This window comes from Chloroflexota bacterium (assembly GCA_014360805.1).
Taxonomy (GTDB): Bacteria; Chloroflexota; Anaerolineae; order DTLA01; family DTLA01; genus DTLA01.
This window is the reverse complement of the sequence record JACIWU010000061.1, coordinates 1-18573: the sequence shown is the minus strand read 5'-3', so window position 1 is coordinate 18573 and position 18573 is coordinate 1. Positions and strand designations below refer to the sequence as shown.

Sequence of the window (18573 nt, the reverse complement as noted above, 5' to 3'; positions counted from 1 at the left end):
AACGGCACGCCTAGCCGCCCCCTTCTCTCCCTGCATGCGGGGAGAGAAGGGGCCATGGGGATGTGAGGGGTAACCCACCGCGGGCCGGGGTCATGCACAAATAACACGAATCTACACGAAGGGTGTTGGGCCTGGCGTAGGGGCGACCCGCGGGTCGCCCCTACGCGGTGCGCCGCGCAAACGCCCCTCACCCTAGCCCCTCCCGGCGGGAGAGGGAATGGCGCGCCCAAGGGGATGTGAGGGGTGAAACCCCGTCGGCGCGGCACTACCGCTCAAAGATGGTCTCCAGCGCGTTGGGCGGAGCGCCCTTGCCCAACGCCACCATGAGGCCGATGCGCGCCTTCTGCCCGTTCAGCCCGCCCGCAAAGTACGCCCCCTTCGCCCGGTTGTCTCGGTACGACCCGGAAAAGCCGTACTTGTCGTACACGCGCCCCTCCGGGCAACGGCTCGCAATGACGACCGTTGTCCCCCTGGAGATGGCCTTGCTGATTCCTGGCAGCCACCAGGGCGGAATGCGTCCTCCCCCAAGTCCCTCCAGCACGATGCCCCTGGCCTCCGACGCCAGGGCGCACCGGAGGAAATCATCCTCCATGCCGACGGCCAGTTTGATGAGGGCGACCCTCGGTTCCAGCGCGTCGCATGGCACCGTCTTGCGGGCAATGCGGTGGGCGAAGAAGACCTTGTCGGGATCCACCCGGCCCAGCGGCCCCCAGCCGGGCGAGTGGAAGGTGTCGGGCGCCAGGGTGTGCATCTTGGTAACATGGCGGGCGGCGTGAATCTCGTCGTTGAGTACGACCAGGGCACCCAGGTTGCGGGCGCGAGGCTCTGCGGCCACCCGCACAGCCGCAACCAGGTTCACCGGCCCTTCGTACCCCAAATCGGACGATGTGCGCATCGCTCCGGTCAGCACGATGGGCTTCTCGCTGGGGATGGTCAAATCCAGCAGGAAGGCGGTCTCCTCCAGCGTGTCCGTGCCGTGGGTGATGACAATGCCGTCCACGTCGGGCTCCTGGGCCGCCGCCAGCGCCCGCATGCGAATCTGCCAGAGGAGGTCTATCGTCATGTGCGCGCCGGGGAGGTTGCAGACCTCCTCCACTTCCACCGGCGGCGCGTCCGGCGGAAGGAAGGCGCGCAGGTCTTCGCCGGTGAGGGTGGGGACCGCGCCCCGACCGGGCTGCGTTTCCCGCATGGCGATGGTGCCGCCGGTAGTGAGAATGCGTATTTTGCCCACGGCTTGCTCCTTTCAGGCTGGTCTGCGCGGCATGGGGAGCGCGCCGGCAACCCAGAGTGTCCGCGCAGTGTCGGCGCCCCTTTCGCAACCGACTATACCGCAGTTCTGGGGCGATGTCAAGGATGATGCCCCTGGCGCGCTCGGTCGGCGGAATCCCCCAGCACGCAGGGCTTTGCCCGCTCGGCCCGATGCCCCCGCGTCGGGCGCGCAGCAACCGCGAATCTACGCGAATGAACGCGAATTTGCCCCAGCCCGCAGGGCTTCGCCCCATCGGCCCGACGCTTTAGCGTCGGGCTGCCACGCGATCTATTCCATCCTCTCTGCGCTCTCCACGTGCTCGGCGGTGAGGTGCCGAGCGCGCACGCGGGGCGCAGCCGAACGGGGGCCTAGCGCGCGCGGAGGAGCGCCCGCGGCCAGCGCTCGGGCAACGCGGCGACCGCCTCCGGGTTATACCCGCGCGCCGCAACCGGCAGGAAGATGCGGAAAGGCAGGAAGCCAGGGTTTCGGAGTCGCGTTCCCGGCGAGTTGGACAGGCACGACCAGTTGAACACCTCGTCCGCGGTGCGGATGCAGAAGTAGTACACGCCGCCGTCGCCCTCCAGGCCGACTGCCGCGAACGACTCGGCGGAGCCGGCCTCTCGGGGTGCAGGCACGCCCGCCAGCGGGGTGGCTGCCTCCCAGTCGGCCTGGGTCAGGATGGGCGCACGCGCATAGCGAATCTCGTAGAGCGCGGCCGTCCCCTCCATGCCGTCGTCCCCGGGCGCCGTCCAGTAGAGCACAAGCGCGCCGTTGGCCAGAGCAGCCATGCCGCCGATGCGCAGGTCGGTGATGCACGCAGGGGGGATGGTGTCGCCGGAGCGCACGGTGAACACGCCGCCCGCCGACTGGCGGCCGGGTGAGCGGGCCGACGCCGTCGGCAGCGACAGCGTCAGCGCCGCGATGACAAGCGCGTAGGCGATCCGTCGTGTCATCGGCGACATGGGCTCTCGCAACTTTCTGCCGTCGCAAGGGCATGCGCGGACGTGGTGCCCAAGTCCTTGCGGCTACGAATCTTTCTGTTCGGGTCGGGCCTTCTTGCGCCTGCGGGCCAGGATCGCCGGTACGAGGCCGATGAGCACCGTCCCGCCCGCCGCCGAAAGCGTCAGCGCCCAGTTGATGCCGCCGGAGTTCGCGCGGGACTGCGCCGCGCCGCTCTCCTTGCCGGCGAGGCTGGCTTCTGCGGCAGGCTCCACGCGCAGCGTCTCCACCGGGCTCGCGGCGTAGGTCTGCCCGCCGATGGACAGGAGCGCCTGGAAGGCGTACTCGCCGGCCACCCAACCATCCGCCGGGATGAAGGCGTAGTGGAGTCCCAGGCTACCCTTCTCCAGCGGGGCCAGCGTGGCCATCTGAATCTGGGCGAGTGGAACGCCATCGCGATCCACCGTCAGGATGGTGCTTGCCTCGGGAAATGCCTGGTACAGGTTGTTGAGGGTGTACACGATGTCGGCGAAGGCCAGCGCGCCGTTGTCGTTGCGGTAGTTGGGCACGACGCCGAACCCCTCAAAATAGACCGTGGCGACGGTGAGGGTTACGGTCTTGGCCTCGCCGTCGGCCACGTCAAAGGTCTCCTCGCCCAGGCGCTGACCGCCCATGTAGGCGGCGGCCACGAATCGGCCAGGGGCAACGGTGACCTCCAGGTCGCCGGTTTCGGCGTAGGCGACCTCAAGCCGGGCGTCGCCGGCCAGCCGGAACAGGCGCACGGTCGCGGGCACCGGATCGCCCGACGGGCTTATCGTGCGGGCGTGCACGGTGGCCGACGCGCCCAGCACCACCAGCCGTGCGCTCTGGCCTGCCGCGCCCAGCAGTTGGATGCCCTGCGCTTCGGCCCTGTACGACTCGGCCGTGAGGTTGATGGTGTATTCGCCCGCCGGCGTGTCGTGGCTCACCGCCACGCCCACCAGGACTTTCTTCTGCTCGCCGGGCTTCAGCGTGAACCCTTCCTCGGACAGGAGAACCTCCACGCCCGCGGGCGCTTCCCAGGCCATGCGCACGCCGAATTCCTCGCTCCCCTGGTTGAACACGATGACGTAGATGCTGGGGGCGTTGACCGAGGAGCCTTGCGGAATCTCAAACGATTGGCGGTAGAACGAGCCGGACATCGCCAGCCCGCCCTGCGCACCCGCCGCAGGCGCGAGCAGCATCCCTGCGATGAGGATGAGCAGCGCCGCCGCGACCTGCTTCCGCCTATTCGCGTGCCGTAACCTGTTGCCCATACCTTCCCTCACGTGGGCCTAGGCCCCCTGGCCGTTGGCCCGTGATACCGACGGGTTCGGCTCCCGCACCCTCGCGAAGGCGCGGGAGCCGCCACCCCATCGGTTGTGCGCCCCTCTCCCAGGGCCTCAGTCGTTGATGATCTGGAAGTACACGTACCCGCTGTAGGTGTCCTCAAAGAACGGCGAGCCGAGTTTGAGCCACAGGCTGTTGCCGGTCTCGTCGTGGCCGCTTTCGCCGGTCTGGGTGCCGGTGTTGAAGGTAGCGTAGGCCGCGCTCAGCACCTGCACCGCGTCGGCGATGGTGTTGTCGTCATCGGCCATGAGCGAGAACTCGTTGGCCGCCGGCGTGCCCGCGGTGTTCAGGGTCGCCGTGTGCGACGCGCCGTCCCAGGAGCCGCTTGCCTTCACCTGCTGGTTGTAGCCGCCGTTGGCCAGGTAGTTGACCTGGATGCCGGCCTGGATGGTGTAGTCGGTGCCCGGCGCCAGCGTGCCCCAGTCCACCAGCGCCGTGTTCACGGTTACCTCGCCGTACCAGTTCATGTCGTAGTTACTGCCGTCGTAGAGCGTGCCGGTGGCGCTGTTGTCGTCGGTGGCCACAACGTAGGCGTCCCAGTCGGTGGCCTCGGTCGCCACTTTGCCCGGGCGGAAGTGGAACCACCACGTGCCGGTGCTGCCCGTCAGGCTAGGCTCCACGCAGTTGGCCGTTACGATGGCCCAGGTCGTGGGCGAGCCGGCGCTGATGGTCCACGTGGACGGCGTCCCCTTCGTCCACGTGAGAATGGCCGCGGTCTGCGTGTCGCCCGTCCCTGGCACATCGCCCGGATCGTCGTCGCCGTCGGCGTCAAAGAAGATCGTTACCTTGACGGTTGCCAGGTCGTTGAGCGTGTTGGCGTCGGTAACCGTAACCTTGACAGCGTACTCGGTGCCCGGCGTCATCGCCGTTACCTGGGTTGTGTGATCGGTCTCGTAGATACCCAAGTCCCCCACACTCGGGGCGGCGTTGGCCGTCGTGAACTGGCCCGTTGTCTGGTCTTCGTCGGCGAAGGCCGCCATCGGCAGCATGGCTACCAGTATAACCAGGGCTGCCAGGATTGCAAAGAACCGTCTCTTTTCCATTTCGCTATCCTCCTAGAGTTGGATTGTGTCGTCAATGAAGAATCCTTGTTTACGAATTTGCTGAAGACCGTGGATGCTTGTTATTCGCCTCTCGTTGCCTCCTTTCCGGCTATGGGCCGCGTTGTCTATGGCGCAATGCGATAGAAAATGGTTCCGACGTATGTCGTGTCTGGGATGCCCGACGATCCCAGGCGGAGCCAGAGGGTGTTGGTGGCGATGGCGTCCCCGCCCTCCGGCGTCCGCGTGCCTGCGCCGATGGTTGCGTATGCGCTGGAGCGGACGACTTGGGCGCCGGGCAGGTTGTTGGTGCTGTTGGCCTTGAGCGAGAATTGCCCGGGCCCGGGCATGCCGCTCTCGTTGAGCGCGATCCAGCGGGGCGCGCTGCCCCACGGGTTGGATGCCCGCACCTGCTGCTGGTACGGGCCGTTGGCGATGTACGTAACCGAGATGCCGGTTTTCGGGTTCGCAGGAAAGTCGGAGCCGAGCAGGACGACTCCCCAGTTGACGCTTGGCGTGTTCACGGTTACCTCCCCGTACCAGTTCATGTCATAATCGCTGCCGTCGTACAGCGACGCGTGCGCGGCGCTGGCGTCCCGCGTTGCGACCCAGGCGTCCCAATCGGTGGACTCGGCAGCCACCTTGCCCGGGCGGAAGTGGAACCACCACGTGCCGGAGGTGCCCGCCAGGTTGGGCTGGGCGCAGTTGGCGGTTACCAGCGCCCAGGTGGTGGGCGAGTCGGCGTCCATGCTCCACGAGGGCGTGGGGCCGTTGGTCCACGTGAAGATGGCGGCCGTCTGCGCGTCGCCCGAGGCGGGAACGTCGCCAGCGTCATCATCCCCGTCGGCGTCCAGGAAGACCACGACGCGCACCCATTGGAGGCTCGCCAGGCCGTCGGGGTCCGACACGGAAACTCCCACGGCGTACTCGGCCTGCGGGTCCATGGCCGTTACCGGGTTCACGCGGTTCGGCTCGTAGATGCCCAGGGCGTTGACCGACGGCGGGGCGTTGGTGGGCGTGGGCGTAGGGGTCGGCGTCGGGGTATGGGTTGGCGTGGGGGTCGGCGTTGGAGTTGAGCCTGGACAGCAGGGGCCGTCCAGTGAGCCAGTAGCCTCGTCAGGCGGTACACGCGCGGCCACCTGTACGATGGCGGGCGGATACTGCTCCGACAGTGTGAAGGTGAATGTCTGGGGCGGGTCGCCAGGCCGGATGTCCACATTCCAGTAGATGCCGTACAATCTCAGCCCCGGAACCCAACCGACGCTGGCGGGCGGGTTGCTGGAGACGACGGAGTGATACGTGGCAATCTCCAGTGCCCAGCGGTGCAGGCGGCGGGTGGCCCCACAGTCTTGTACCGTGTAGGTCCAGGTGGATGTGCCGTCGTCGTTGTACGTTACGCCGTCAAAGTGGAAGCAGTAGCCGGCAAGGGTCTCGCTGTCGGCGGGAAGGTTCCGCTGTTGTTGAGGGGCGTCTGTGCGAATGTCTCCGCGGGCGATAGGCGCGAGCAGGGCCGCCAGCAGCATCGCTGCGGCGATCAGCAGCCCCCGAATTAGCGCCCGTTTGTCCCGCCGTACCATGCAATCGTGCCTTTCATTACGCCCCTTGCGTGAAGAATGCGTGTAGAGAGCGTGAAAATCGCGTGAACTCGCCTTCATTTTATGCCTGCCAGCAGGCCCGCTCAATGGGAAAATGGTACTATCCGTGAAGGATGCGTGAAAGGGGAAGGGTTTGCGCAGATGATGGCAGGTACATCGTGAACCGACCGTGAATCGCGGGCGCGGGGGCGTCTGGAACACGAAAGGCTTTGAAACACGGAAGACCGCGAAATCTCACGAAAGGCGCGAAAGACTTTGGAACGTGAAAGACACGAACGGCCGCGAAAGACTTTGGAATACGAAAGACGCGAAATCTCACGAAAGGCGCGATAACTACAAAAGGCGAGAGAGGCTTTGCGTGTCCTTCGCGCAGTGCCCGGGGCCGGGGTGGGATGTGCGCCTTTCACGTGGGTGCGGCATGGCTCTCACCCGACGGTAACCCGACGCAAAGCAAGGCTCGCGTTCATTGGCGCGATCTCCAGGTTTGGTGTATATTGATAGGCGAACCCGAATTCATCGCCTCATGGGCGGCGGGGCGAGGGAACGAGATGAGCGAGGGACTACGCCGAAGCGCTGGACGGCTCGCCGTCAGCCTGCTGATTATGGCAGCAGGGCTTGTCCTCCTTGTCGCCTGGGCCTTGGCTGGCGCGGCGCGACCGTTCCCGCTGCGGCAGGATGACGGACGTTTCGCCTTTGCCGTGGCTGCCGACATGCGTTACTACACCGGCCCCGGCCTCTACGACACGCCGCAGTACTTCCGCGGCGCGGCCCAGGCCATTGCAGGCCTGGGCGTGGCCTTCCTCGTAACCCCGGGCGACATGGACCCTGTGCCGGATGCGTTCTGGACGATCACCAGCACCCTTGGGACCACACCCTGGTACCCCGTCGTTGGCAATCACGAACTCCCGGGGCAAGGGCGGGAACCCACCGCAGGGGCGAATCTGGCCTGGCTCAATGTTTACGACTATGGGCCGGTGAACCCTGGCCCTACCGGCTGCCCAACTACCACGTACTCGTTTGACTACGCCAATGCGCATTTCATCATGTTGAATGAATACTGCGACGCGGCGGGGGACCACGCCACAGATGGCGACATCCCTGACCACCTGTACAACTGGCTGGCGGCAGACCTGGCCGCCACCGACCGGCAGCATATCTTCGTCTTGGGCCACGAGCCTGCTTACCCGCTCCCCGACGCCGACAATGGCCGCCTGCGCCACGCCGACGACAGCCTGAACGCGCACCCCGCGAACCGCGACCGCTTCTGGGCGCTGCTCCGAGACCATGGCGTGCGGACCTACATCTGCGGCCACACCCACAACTTCAGCGCCGCGCGGATAGAAGGGGTGTGGCAGGTAGATGCAGGGCATGCCCGCGGACTGGGCGATGCCGGCGCGCCGAGCACGTTTCTCGTTGTCTATGTGGACGGCGGCCTCGTGCGGTTCCATGCCTATCGCGACGACGCCAGCGGTGGGGCCTACGCATTGCGACACGTGGGCTACCTGCACCCGACGGAGCGGCTGTACCTTCCGCTGGCGGCACAGGACAGGTAGTTGCAATCTGGCCTCGCCCGACGGCGCCCCCGGGCGGCGTGTTACCACGGCCCACAGGAGCCTCTTCGCGCCGTCCTGTCCGCTCCATCTTGACCCCTGGCCGCTCTGTGCTATCCTATAGCGCATCCTTTTACCATCTGGCGCATCAAAAGGAGTGTATCGGTGCCCGACGAGGCGGCCCTGTTGGAGAAACTACGCAGAGGCGATGCGGCGGCGTACCGCGAATTGGTGGACGCCTACTCGCCCCGCGTGTACCGGCTGGCCCTGGGCATGCTGGGCGACCCTGCCGAGGCCGAGGACGTGCTGCAGGAGACGTTCCTGAGCGTCTATCGCAACATCGGCGGTTTTCGCGGCGACTCGGGGCTGGGCACGTGGATTTACCGCATCGCGGCGAACGCCAGCCTGATGCGCCTGCGCCGCCACAGGGAGATCGCCTCGCTGGACGAGCCGATGGACGGCGGGGTCGAGCCGAAGATCGAGCCGTCGGGCGGGCTGTCATTGTCAGACCCCGAAGAGGCGGCCCTGAGCGCCGAAGTGCGCCAGGTGATGGCCCAGGCGATTGCGGCGCTGCCCGAGGCGTTGCGCATTGTGTTCCTGATGCGCGACGTGGAGGATATGCCGGCGGCGGAGGTGGCCGAGGCGCTGGGCCTCAGCGTCGCGGCGGTGAAGTCGCGGCTCCATCGCGCGCGAATGTTTCTGCGCGACCGCCTGCATCCGTACCTTGTCGCCGGTGAGGGAATGACATGAGTCCCGATGCCCATTGCCAACAACTGCTCCATCGCATCTGCGAGTACATGGATGGCGAACTGGACGCCGGAATGTGCGCCGAATTGGAAGCGCATCTGGCCGAATGCGAGGACTGCCGCGCGCTGCTGGACAGTCTGCGCAAGACCGTGTCGCTATACCGCCGGTGCGTGCCCGACGATCTGCCCCCCGACGTGCGCGCCCGTCTCCACGCGGCGCTCAACCTGGATCCGCCGGATGCCGGATGAGACACTAGGGCTGGGCTGCCGGTGCGCCTGCGGAGGACCGCGTGTCGCTCCGATGCCACAGTACGGCCACCACCCCTAGATACGCTCCATAGGCCACCACCTGCAACAGGGATGGGGTACCGCTGTATCCGAACAGGCCCCTCATGATGCCCCCTATCGCCCCCTTGTCGTGCAAGGCCGGGTACGGTCCGCCATCGGGGGCGGGCGGGTTGATGTCCCACACGTGCTCCACGATGACCGGCAAGACGCCGGCCTCCTGCAGTTCGTGCACGCCCATTCCGACCAAGCCGGCAGCGAACAGGATGAGCAGTGCGTTCGTAACAGCGAAGAAAGAGCGCAGGCTGATCTTCAGCGACCCGACGAACAGCGCATAACCTAGGGCTACGGCCGCGACAAGACCTGCCACGGCTCCGATGAGGTTGTTGTCGGGCGAGGCGATGCTGGCAGCGCTGAGGAACAGCACCGTCTCTATCCCCTCGCGTAGGATGGCGACAAAGACCAGCGCAAACAGTCCCGCGCGGTTTGCCCCCCGGAGGGTTGTGGCCACCTTGGCCTCCAGTTCGGCGGCGATGTGATGCTGGCGCATCATCCAGAGAATCATGGTCGTGAGCAAACCCGCACCCACGAGCATGGTGATGCCCTCAAACAGTTCCTCTGCGCGGCCCTCAAACCCGCCCGCCAACGCGGCAAACAGCAACGCACCCAGACCGCTAGCCGCAGCCCCTGTGGCAACGCCCGCGTACACCACCCGATTGTGGTGCCTCTGGCCGGTGCGCGCCAGATACCCTAGGACAATTCCCACCACCAGCGCAGCCTCCAGGGCCTCGCGGAATGTAACCAAGAAACTTGGAACCATCGTATGCTCCTTGACAAACTTCGGTCTCCGAGGAGGAGGACCTCGGAGACCGAAGATAAGGTAGGGAAGGTCTATGCACTGTACAGTATATCCCGAAGCGAAGGCCACGCCATGCGCCATTAGGCCTGTTGCCCACAGGTCAAATGGCGGGGGCACGGGCTAGAAGTCCCAGTCCGGATGCGGCTCCGGCACGCGCAATACCGCGTCCAACTCGTGCAGCAGCCCCTCCGGCCCCGACAGGGTGTCGGTAACGGCCAGGCCTGTGGCGGGCCGCACGCCCAACCACAGGCGCGTGAAGGCGTTGACCGTGGCGGAGAGCGTCGGCAACGATGAGTCCACGCCCCGCTCGGCCGCCGACGAGGGGCCGAGGGTTACCACGTAGTCGCCGCCGACGCCTCGCCACGCCGCCCCCTCGCCCAGGTACGGCTCAATGGGGTCCGACAGGCGCAGGTTGAACCGCACCTGACCCCAGGGCAGGTGGGTGCGCGCCAGACATCCCGGCAGGTCGCAGATGCGCATCTGCCAGTATGCGGTGGCAGCCATCTGGTTCTCCATGTCTGCGCCGCGGGTGGCCCTGCGGGTGTGGAAGGGGTACTCCAGCAGGTCCTGGATTTGGATGTCGGGCGGTTCGCGCATTTGCACCAGAAGCACCTGGTCGCCCCAACTCCGAACGAGCGCCATGAGTTCCAGGAACTGGGCGGGGGTCTGGTACGCGAGCCACAGGATGCGGTAGGGGCCGATTTCGCGGTTGGCCGGCACGCACCACAGGTGATGGGTCAGGGCGCCGTCGGGGCCGTCGGCATAGCCCAGGCCGAACCCGCCGTGCTCTACCATCTCGCCTCGGCTCAAGGCGAGGGGCGGGAAGTTGAGGCTCCCATGGCGGCGGCGGCGCGCCAGGCGGGAGGCGTGGATGGCCGGCGCGTCGTCCAGGCTCAGGCGGCGCGGCACGCGGGGGCGCACGCTCTCCTTGAGGGCGGCCGGGTCAAAGCGTGCGATGTGCTCGTACACGCCCGTGCCGAAGCCGAGGGCGTCGTAGAACCCCTGGTCAAACGCGCCGAGGCCCGCGACGAGCGCGCCATCGGCAGCGGCCTGGGCCAGCGAGTGGGCCGTGAGCCGCCGGGCCAGGCCCTGCTTGCGGGCAACGTAACTGGTGGCGACGGCCGCCACGCCCGCGAAGGGCAACTCCTCGTCCATGTAGCGCAGGGAGCCCGGGACGATGGCAACGGCGCTTTCAGGGCAGCCCCTGATGTCGGCGACGAGGGTCTGGCCGGCCCCCAGAAGGTCGTCCACGGCTTCCTCTTTGCCTTCTTTGAGCCAGCCGATCTCCCACCAGATGCGTAGGACGGCATCGCGGTCCTTTGTAGGGTCGTAGCGGCGGAAGTTCACGCAAGCACCTCTCAGGCGGAGTTTGGCGTCCAGGCACAGTGCACAGGGCGCGGATGGGATTGTACCCTGTCGGGCGTCGGGCGGCAAATGGGGGGCGCCGCGACCTCGTGGGTTCTTCTCTCGCGCTACACCCGCAACTCCACCACGTCGCCATCCTGGAGGACGTAGTCGCGGGGGACCATCTGGCCGTCAAACTGCGCGCTGCCCCACACGCGCGCTGCTTTCAGGTCGCGCAGGAAGTCCTGATGCACCGCGGCGGCGAAATCTTCCACCGTGCTCCCCTTCTTGATGACAAACGGCGCGCTGAAGTCGGGGTCTCTTCCGGGCGGCTTGGCGTAGATGCGGATGACGCCCAGGTTCTGGAAGACCTGGTGCTTCAGCCGCTCCAGGTTTCGCCCCGTCGTCGCCGAGACGGGCATCACGGGCCAATCCTCGTCCAGCAGTTCGCGGAAGATGTCGTACACCTCGTCCCATTCCTCGGAGTCGGCCTTGTTCGCCAGCACCAGGAACGGCTTGAACGTCCAGCGGCGGTCTTCGGGGTAGCGGGCCTTGCGGTGCAGGGGGACGATGCGGCTCTGCTCCAGGAGCGCCACCGACTCCTCCAGGTGCTGCAGTGGGTCCGTGCGCACGTCCACCACCAGAAGGATGAGGTCCACGCGGCGCAGGAGGTCCATCATCGCCGGCTCTACGAATTCGGCGCTCAGGGGCGGCGTGTCAATCAGTTGAATCTGGACGTTTTCCACCGGCATCATGCCTGGCGTCGGCGTCCAAGTGGTGAAGGGCGCGTCGGAGACCTCCGGCTCGGCGTTGGTCAGCGCCCGCACCAGGGCCGATTTGCCCACGTTGGTGGGGCCGACGACGGCCACCTGCCCCGCGCCCTCGCGGTCAATCCGATAGGCCGACTCGCGGCGGCTGACGGCCTTGGCCCCCTGGGGGCTGGTGCGCAGTTTGGACAGTTTGCGCCGCAGGTCGCCCACCAGGTGCTCGGTGCCCTTGTGCTTGGGAATCAGGGCGATGAACTCCTCCAGCCGGGCGATCTTCTCCTCGGTCGTCTTCGCCTCTCGGTATCGCTTTTCGGCCTCCTGGGCCTCTGGGGGAAGGTTGGTCGGCATGATTCCCACTCGCGCAACGGTCTGGCCCATTGTATGCGCGATTTGCGGGGCGCGTCAAATGGCGCGGGGCGAAGTCGCGGCGCGCCACCCGTGCGCGGGTCGGTCTTGCCGGCCGGACGGCGACTCGGGTCCGTGTTTTGTTGGCGACGAAGGCGCGACGCACTTCCGGAAGTGCGTCGCATCTGGCTCACCAATACAATGGAACCGAGCCCAGATTGCTGCCGCTTGCTTGCGGCGGCGCGCGCCCTGGGGTATAATCCGGCTGTCGATGAGCAACTTGACGTCATTCCGACAAGGATAACACGATGCTAACCTTTCTTCAGTTCATCCCGTTTCTGCTTCTGGTGCTCCTGGCCAACTACGCCGAACGACAGCAGGCGGTCAAGTACGTGGTGTACGCGCTGCTGGCGCTGATGGACGCGGCCTGTTTGCTGGGGAGCCTGGTCTTCGCCGCCGCGTATGTATTGCAGGCGTACATGCCGCCGGAACTCCTCGTTTTCTTGAACGCGAACCTGCTGGGCATAGCGGCGGTGTTGTTTCTGGTGGGCGCGGTAGGGTTGGCCGCGCTTGTGCCGCCGGTGCGCCGCTGGATCGCCCGCTTCACCGACACCAACCCCGCCTCGCCCGTCGGCGTCGTCGCGCTGTCCTTCGCCGCCTACTACGTTGGCGCAAGCGTGGGCCAGGTGCTCTTCGTGGGCGGGCTGGAGGGTCTGGCCGCGCTGCCGCTGGAAACTACGCTGGCCGACCTGCTGCTGACGGGCCTGGCGATGGTGATGTTCGGCGTGTTCGGCGTGGGCTGGCCCATCCGCCGCGCGTGGGGCGACACGCTGCGCCGCCTGGGCCTGCGCCGGCCCACGTGGAGGCAGGCGGGCTTCGCGCTTGGGGCGGTGGCAGGATTCCTGCTGCTGGACTACGCCGTGGCGGTGGCGTGGCATGCCTTGAACCCGGACCAGTACGACTTCATCGGGCGGGTGAGCCTGGGCTTGTTCGGCGAGATGAGCGTGGCCAAGGCGGCTGCCATCGGCCTGTCGGCGGGCATCGGCGAGGAGATTCTGTTCCGCGGCGCGGTACAGCCCCGCTTCGGCCTGTGGATCACGGCGCTCCTGTTCACCGCAGGGCACACGCAATACGGCCTCAGCCCCGCCACGCTGGAGGTTTTGCTCATCGGCATCGTGTTGGGTATCATCCGCAACAGGGCGAACACCACCACCTGCATCGCCATTCACGTGCTGTACAATTTCGTGGACATCCTGTTGCTGCCGCTGTTTCCGTAAGCGAGCCATTAGCCGAGAGCCTTTAGCCATTCGCGTTGAGCCGCAACGTTGGGGCTGATTGGGTAGCCAAAGGCTAGAGGCTAACGGCCAAAGGCTAACGGCTAATGGCCAAAGGCCGATCTCCAATGACCGATTTGGAAGACCGTCTGCGCAAACTGAGATCACTGGGCGTGCACAAGGGGACGGCGCACCTGAAGCCCGCCCCGCCCGCCCGACGCCGCTACCCGGTGGAAGACCTGGTGGCCGGGCGCGTGGTGGAAAACGAGGCAGGGGCGTTCTACCTGGTGGAGGAGACGTTTCCGCTCCATCATGCCCACGGCGCGCCCACCCTGGGCGACCTGCTGGCCTGTCCGTGCGATGTGCCGGCGCGGTTGGCGCGCGACCCCGCCATCGCCGACATGGACTACCGCCGCGCCGCGTTCCTGGACATTGAGACCATCGGCCTGGCCGGCGGCACGGGCACCGTCGCCTTCATGGTGGGGCTGGGGTTCTACGAGGACGACGCCTTGCGCGTGGAGCAGTACTTCATGCGCGACTTCCCCGAGGAGCCGGCCATGCTCGCTGCCCTGGCGCGGCGGCTGGACGATATGGACTGGCTCGTGAGTTTCAACGGCCGCGGGTTTGACCTGCCCATCTTGACCACGCGCTTCATCATGAACCGCATGCCGCCCCGCCTTGCCGATGCGCCCCATCTGGACCTCCTGTTTCCGGCGCGGAGACTGTGGAAGTCGCGCCTGGAATCGTGCCGACTGAGCGCGCTGGAGAAGGCGATCTTGGGCTTCTACCGCGACCAGGCCGACGTGCCCGGGTATCTGGTGCCGCAGATATACTTTGACTACCTGCGCACGGGCGACGCCCGCGAGATCGCCCGCGTGTTCTACCACAACCTGTACGACATCGTGTCGCTGGCGGCGCTGGCGGGGCACATGTGCCGCCTGCTCCACGCGCCCGACGCCGCGACCACCGTCCCGGGCGAAGACCTGCTCCGCGCCGCCGTGCTGCTGGAGCAGGCGGGAGACGCCGCGCGGGCCGAAGCCGCCTACCGCCGCGCCATCGCATCGCCCCTCTCGCCCGAGGCGCGCGAGGAGGCCCTGCACCATCTGGCCGTGCTCCTGAAGCGGCAGGGGCGGCGCGACGAGGCCCGCGAAATCTGGCGCACCCTGGCCGAGGCCCGCTACGGGGCGGATGTCGCCGCGCTGGTAGAGTTGGCCAAGGACTGCGAGCACCGCCAGCGGGACTACGCCGCGGCGCTGGCCTACACCGAGCAGGCCCTGGCGCGGGTACAGGCGTGGCCGCCCGGCGCGCAGAAGACCCGCGCCCTGGCCGAGTTGCAGCGCCGCGCGGAGCGGGTGAGGAGAAAAACGCTCGCGGGTGGGGGCGCGGCATAAGGGCGAACCTGCGTGCCTGCCTCGCTGCAGTGGAAGCGCGAACGGACGCGTCGCGCGCTACTCTCGCACCCAGACCCGCACGACGGCAATGCAGCCCACGGTGGCGGCCAGGGAGACGGCCGCAAGCCCCGCTACCCCTAGCCGCATGAGCGCCCACGGCCCCGACACGCTGGCCACGCTGGCTCCCGCCAACCCTACCACCGCGCCCAACGCCAACGCCTTGCCCCGTTCCTCGGGCGCCTGTTCACTTAACAGCGGAATCAGACTGACGATGGAGAACTCAAACGCGAAGCGCATGAGCGCGATGCCCGCAAGGGCAGGAACCAGCCCGCGGTTCAGGACGGGCAACAGCGCATACGCCACCAGCGAGAGCGCCAACCCGCCCAGGACGCTGCGCCGCTTGCCCAGGCGGTCGGCGGCCACGCTCACCAGGACGCTAGCCGCCAGGTCCGCTGCGCCCACCACCAGCGCCGTCGCGCCCAGGGCCACCGCGTCCAGACCGTACTCGCCCTGGAGCCACGCGCCGTACACGATGGAGACGTTCATTCCCGCCAGCACCAGAAGCCCCATGACGGCAATGGTGGCCCAGGCCGATGCCCCGTTGGTGCGAAAGGCCACGAGCCGCCCCTTCGCGCCGAGGCTAAGGCTACCGCCATGCGCCTGGGGCGGGGGATCGGCAGGTGCCACAGGCGGCGCTCCCTGGAACAGCCATGCGGATATGACGATTCCGGCGCCCAGGATGAAGAACGGCGCTCGCCACGAGGTCCGCTGGATCAGGAATCCCATGGCCGACAGCCCGACGAGGTTGGACAGCGCCCAGGCGTATTCCACGATGCCCAGGCCGCGCGCGCGGCGGTCGTAGGGCAGGCGTGTGCTCAGATACGCCTGAAGCGAGGGGACGAATGCCGCTGTTCCCACCCCCACCGTGAGCATCCCCAGCGTGAGAGCCCACGGCGAGCGGCTGGCGCCGATGAGGATCATGCCTGTACCCGAGATGACCAGTTCGGCCTGGAGGATGCGGCGATACCCGAAGCGGTCGGCCAGCGCGCCGAAGATGGGCGCCGTGAAGCCGACGGCGTTGCGGGCGCCGAGGAGCCTACCCAGCGCGACGATGTCCATGCCCATGCCCGCGGCGAAAATCGCCAGGAACGGGCCGAACATCTGCTTGGCCGTGTCCACCAGCAGGCGGGTGCCCAGGCTGATGCTGATGAGCCAGGCGGTGGAATGGGAGCCTGATGCCGATGACGTTGTGGCGTTTCCGTTGCGCGTCAAGCGATGCTCTCCGTGGCGAAGGATTATGCTATTGTACCACAAGTGGCGGCAGGGGCGCGAAGGGGGCGGGGCGGGCATGCCGACCTCACCCCCTCAATCCCCCTCTCCCGCCGCGGGAGAGGGGACGGCCGAAGGCCGGGGGTGAGGTGTGTCTGCACGCCGCCCGACGCTGAAGCATCGGGCTGAAAGGACGAAGCCCTGCGGGCTGGGAGTAGCCCCCGAAGGGGGCTTTGTTCCGCCAGCGCGGGGGTTCAGCCCCGCGCGGGTGGGCGCGGTGGCTGCCCGACGCGGGGGCATCGGGCTGAAAGGGCGAAGCCCTGCGGGCTGGGAGTAGCCCCCGAAGGGGGCTTTGTTCGTTCAGCGCGGGGGTTCAGCCCCGCGCGGGTGGGCGCGGGCGCGACTTTCGTGGCTTTCGCGTCCTTCGCGCTCCGAACACACCCCCGTAGCGCGGGGGTAGCCCTGCGGCGCGGTGTGTGGCCCGCGAGTGCCCCTCACCCTGGCCCTCTCGCCGCGCGGCGGGGCGGGGGAATCCCAGGGCGGACGGCTGGGATCGCCGCCCGATTTGACAGGCAATGTCCGGCGTGCTAAAATGATACCGACCAGTCGGTTTGAAAGGAGACGACATGCCCGTACAGCAGCGAGCCGAGGAGACCCGCACGCGCATTCTGAGCGCGGCGGCCGATTGCTTCGCCCAGCAGGGATACGAAGCCGCCAGCGTCGCCGACATCTGCGAGCGCGCCAGCGTGAGCAAGGGCGCGTTCTACCACCACTTCCCCAGCAAGCAGGAACTGTTCCTCGCGCTGCTGGGCGATTGGCTTGGCGGGCTGGACACGCAACTGCGCGCCGTCCGCGGGGGCGCGGCCAGTGTTCCCGATGCCCTGCGTGAGATGGCGGGCATGGCGGCGTTTGTGCTGGGTTCCGCGGGCGAGCGCCTCCCGATGTTCCTGGAGTTCTGGACGCAGGCCGCGCACGATCCCGAAGTGTGGGCGGCTACAGTCGCGCCCTACCGTCGGTACCGCGACTTCTTCGCCAGCCTGCTCGGCGCGGGGGTGGCCGAGGGATCGCTGCGGCCGGTGGATGCCCAAGTCGCAGCGCAGGTCATCGTGGCCCTGGCGGTCGGGATGATCCTCCAGGGGCTTTTGGATCCCGATGGAGCCGACTGGAGCCGCTCTGTGCGCGAAGGGATAGAACTGCTCCTCAAGGGACTGGAAACGGGTAGGACCGAATCATGAAGCGAGGTGAAAGGCGATGAGAGTATTGCTAACAGGCGCGTTTGGGAACATCGGCGTCAGCGCGCTGGAGAAACTGGTGGCCCAGGGGCACCAGGTAACGTGTTTTGACGTCAAGACCAAGGCGAACCAGAAGGCGGCTCGCCGATTCAAGGGGCGCGTGGAGGTCATCTGGGGGGATTTGCGGCGGCCCGAGGATGTGCAGGCGGCGGTGCGCGACCAGGATGTGGTGGTGCACCTGGCCTTTGTCATCCCGAAACTTTCGGCCACAGGCGTGGGTTGTGAGGAGCGCCCCGACTGGGCGTGGGAGATCAACGTGGGCGGGACGCGGAACCTGATTGCGGCGATGAAGGCGCAGCCCAAGCCGCCGCGGCTCATCTTCTCCTCTTCGCTCCACGTGTACGGCCTCACGCAGCACAAGCGCCCGCCGCGGAAGGTGTCGGACCCCATGCAGGGTACCGATCACTACACCCGCCACAAGATAGAGTGCGAGCAGATGATCCGCAGGTCGGGGCTGAAGTGGAGCATTCTTCGCTTCGGGGCTGCACTGCCGCTGTCGCTGCGGCCAGATCCTGGGATGTTTGACGTGCCTCTGGACAATCGCATGGAGTTCGTCCACACCCGCGACGTGGGCCTGGCTATCGCCAACGCCGTGAGTTCGGACAAGGTGTGGGGCAAGGCGCTGCACATCGGCGGTGGACCGCGTTGTCAGTTCTACTTCCGCGAGATGGCCACGCGGCTGCTGGAAGCGATGGGCATCGGAATGCTTCCCGACGAGGCGTTTGCCAAACAGCCCTTCGCCACCGACTGGCTGGACACTACGGAGAGCCAGAAGATTCTGCAATATCAGCGTTACGACTTTGGCGACTACGTGCAGGAAATCACGGCCCTCCTAGGGTTCCGGCGTTACCTTATCCGCATGTTTCGGCCGTTTGTCCGCCTGTACTTGCTGAGCCAGTCGCCCTACATGCCGCGGAAGGGATGGGGGTGGCTTGCGAAGTTGGGCGCGAAGCCCAGGGGGCCGAAGGTGGCCGAGGGCGGGGCCTAGGGGGCGGCGAGGTTCGGCCCTCACCCTGGACGGTGGCGCCCGATTCCACCGCCGAGCGCGCCGAGGGCGCAGAGGGGCCCGACGCTGAGCGCGGGTTGGATGCGCGGGCATGCCGACCTCACCCCCTCAATCCCCCTCTCCGCGAGCTTCAGGGGCGGACAGGGGTGAGGTGCGTGTCGGAAAACTCAGGCGGTTCGTGGGCATGGGCACCTTCTGAATATGAACGCGTGCAAATGGTGTGCTTGAATCTGCGCCTGCCAGTTCGGGGCATC

At 67.0% G+C, this 18573-nt stretch carries 16 protein-coding genes; 7 read left to right on the top strand and 9 right to left on the bottom strand.

Annotation, left to right across the window (positions count from 1 at the left end):
* Positions 1-265: 265 nt before the first annotated feature.
* The 5 genes from H5T65_10555 to H5T65_10535 form a co-directional block, all read right to left on the bottom strand.
* On the bottom strand, positions 266-1231 hold the full coding sequence (locus tag H5T65_10555; GenBank protein ID MBC7259677.1) for an asparaginase: 966 nt from the start codon (positions 1229-1231) through the stop codon (positions 266-268).
* Positions 1232-1617: 386 nt separating this feature from the next.
* A complete protein-coding gene (locus H5T65_10550) occupies positions 1618-2202 on the bottom strand; it encodes a hypothetical protein (GenBank protein MBC7259676.1) in 585 nt (194 codons plus the stop codon).
* 72 nt (positions 2203-2274) lie between these two features.
* Entirely contained in the window at positions 2275-3483 is a 1209-nt protein-coding gene (locus H5T65_10545; GenBank protein ID MBC7259675.1) for a hypothetical protein, read from the bottom strand.
* 126 nt (positions 3484-3609) lie between these two features.
* On the bottom strand, positions 3610-4599 hold the full coding sequence (locus H5T65_10540) for a hypothetical protein (GenBank protein MBC7259674.1): 990 nt from the start codon (positions 4597-4599) through the stop codon (positions 3610-3612).
* 125 nt (positions 4600-4724) lie between these two features.
* Positions 4725-6173 carry a hypothetical protein gene (locus H5T65_10535; GenBank protein MBC7259673.1) on the bottom strand — a complete coding sequence of 483 codons (1449 nt, stop codon included), beginning with the start codon at positions 6171-6173 and terminating at the stop codon, positions 4725-4727.
* A gap of 566 nt (positions 6174-6739) precedes the next feature.
* Between H5T65_10535 and H5T65_10530 the strand changes: the two genes are divergently transcribed.
* From H5T65_10530 to H5T65_10520, 3 genes are all read left to right on the top strand, one after another.
* Positions 6740-7744 (top strand): metallophosphoesterase, encoded by a 1005-nt coding sequence (locus tag H5T65_10530; GenBank protein ID MBC7259672.1) that lies wholly within the window; start codon positions 6740-6742, stop codon positions 7742-7744.
* Positions 7745-7906: 162 nt separating this feature from the next.
* Entirely contained in the window at positions 7907-8491 is a 585-nt protein-coding gene (locus H5T65_10525; GenBank protein MBC7259671.1) for a sigma-70 family RNA polymerase sigma factor, read from the top strand.
* A complete protein-coding gene (locus H5T65_10520) occupies positions 8488-8736 on the top strand; it encodes a zf-HC2 domain-containing protein (protein ID MBC7259670.1) in 249 nt (82 codons plus the stop codon). Before H5T65_10525 ends, H5T65_10520 begins: the two co-directional genes overlap by 4 nt.
* Positions 8737-8740: 4 nt before the next feature.
* Here the strand turns inward: H5T65_10520 and H5T65_10515 are convergent, their stop codons facing one another.
* The 3 genes from H5T65_10515 to H5T65_10505 all read right to left on the bottom strand — a co-directional run bounded on the left by H5T65_10515 (position 8741) and on the right by H5T65_10505 (position 12090).
* On the bottom strand, positions 8741-9592 hold the full coding sequence (locus tag H5T65_10515) for an FTR1 family protein (GenBank protein MBC7259669.1): 852 nt from the start codon (positions 9590-9592) through the stop codon (positions 8741-8743).
* Between the two features lie 159 nt (positions 9593-9751).
* A complete protein-coding gene (locus H5T65_10510) occupies positions 9752-10978 on the bottom strand; it encodes a GNAT family N-acetyltransferase (GenBank protein MBC7259668.1) in 1227 nt (408 codons plus the stop codon).
* A gap of 125 nt (positions 10979-11103) precedes the next feature.
* Entirely contained in the window at positions 11104-12090 is a 987-nt protein-coding gene (locus H5T65_10505; GenBank protein MBC7259667.1) for a TGS domain-containing protein, read from the bottom strand.
* A 305-nt stretch (positions 12091-12395) separates the two neighbouring features.
* Between H5T65_10505 and H5T65_10500 the strand changes: the two genes are divergently transcribed.
* Both H5T65_10500 and H5T65_10495 read left to right on the top strand, forming a co-directional pair.
* Positions 12396-13364 carry a CPBP family intramembrane metalloprotease gene (locus H5T65_10500; GenBank protein ID MBC7259666.1) on the top strand — a complete coding sequence of 323 codons (969 nt, stop codon included), beginning with the start codon at positions 12396-12398 and terminating at the stop codon, positions 13362-13364.
* A gap of 125 nt (positions 13365-13489) precedes the next feature.
* Complete coding sequence (locus H5T65_10495) at positions 13490-14752, top strand: ribonuclease H-like domain-containing protein (GenBank protein MBC7259665.1); 1263 nt, start codon at positions 13490-13492, stop codon at positions 14750-14752.
* A 57-nt stretch (positions 14753-14809) separates the two neighbouring features.
* Here the strand turns inward: H5T65_10495 and H5T65_10490 are convergent, their stop codons facing one another.
* The gene (locus H5T65_10490; protein ID MBC7259664.1) at positions 14810-16024 is read right to left on the bottom strand and encodes an MFS transporter; all 1215 of its coding nucleotides are present in this window, start codon (positions 16022-16024) and stop codon (positions 14810-14812) included.
* Between the two features lie 623 nt (positions 16025-16647).
* Between H5T65_10490 and H5T65_10485 the strand changes: the two genes are divergently transcribed.
* Complete coding sequence (locus tag H5T65_10485; protein ID MBC7259663.1) at positions 16648-17256, top strand: TetR/AcrR family transcriptional regulator; 609 nt, start codon at positions 16648-16650, stop codon at positions 17254-17256.
* A gap of 16 nt (positions 17257-17272) precedes the next feature.
* On the top strand, positions 17273-18301 hold the full coding sequence (locus tag H5T65_10480; protein MBC7259662.1) for an NAD(P)-dependent oxidoreductase: 1029 nt from the start codon (positions 17273-17275) through the stop codon (positions 18299-18301).
* The last annotated feature ends 272 nt before the right edge of the window (positions 18302-18573 follow it).

What these genes read in the sequence shown, in the direction of transcription:
- H5T65_10535 (MBC7259673.1), bottom strand. Translation starts at nt 6,173, where the DNA reads ATGGTACGGCGGGACAAACGGGCGCTAATTCGGGGGCTGCTGATCGCC.
- H5T65_10520 (MBC7259670.1), top strand. Translation starts at nt 8,488, where the DNA reads ATGAGTCCCGATGCCCATTGCCAACAACTGCTCCATCGCATCTGCGAG.
- H5T65_10485 (MBC7259663.1), top strand. Translation starts at nt 16,648, where the DNA reads ATGCCCGTACAGCAGCGAGCCGAGGAGACCCGCACGCGCATTCTGAGC.
- H5T65_10530 (MBC7259672.1), top strand. Translation starts at nt 6,740, where the DNA reads ATGAGCGAGGGACTACGCCGAAGCGCTGGACGGCTCGCCGTCAGCCTG.
- H5T65_10540 (MBC7259674.1), bottom strand. Translation starts at nt 4,599, where the DNA reads ATGGAAAAGAGACGGTTCTTTGCAATCCTGGCAGCCCTGGTTATACTG.
- H5T65_10545 (MBC7259675.1), bottom strand. Translation starts at nt 3,483, where the DNA reads ATGGGCAACAGGTTACGGCACGCGAATAGGCGGAAGCAGGTCGCGGCG.
- H5T65_10480 (MBC7259662.1), top strand. Translation starts at nt 17,273, where the DNA reads ATGAGAGTATTGCTAACAGGCGCGTTTGGGAACATCGGCGTCAGCGCG.
- H5T65_10505 (MBC7259667.1), bottom strand. Translation starts at nt 12,090, where the DNA reads ATGCCGACCAACCTTCCCCCAGAGGCCCAGGAGGCCGAAAAGCGATAC.
- H5T65_10515 (MBC7259669.1), bottom strand. Translation starts at nt 9,592, where the DNA reads ATGGTTCCAAGTTTCTTGGTTACATTCCGCGAGGCCCTGGAGGCTGCG.
- H5T65_10500 (MBC7259666.1), top strand. Translation starts at nt 12,396, where the DNA reads ATGCTAACCTTTCTTCAGTTCATCCCGTTTCTGCTTCTGGTGCTCCTG.
- H5T65_10550 (MBC7259676.1), bottom strand. Translation starts at nt 2,202, where the DNA reads ATGACACGACGGATCGCCTACGCGCTTGTCATCGCGGCGCTGACGCTG.
- H5T65_10495 (MBC7259665.1), top strand. Translation starts at nt 13,490, where the DNA reads ATGACCGATTTGGAAGACCGTCTGCGCAAACTGAGATCACTGGGCGTG.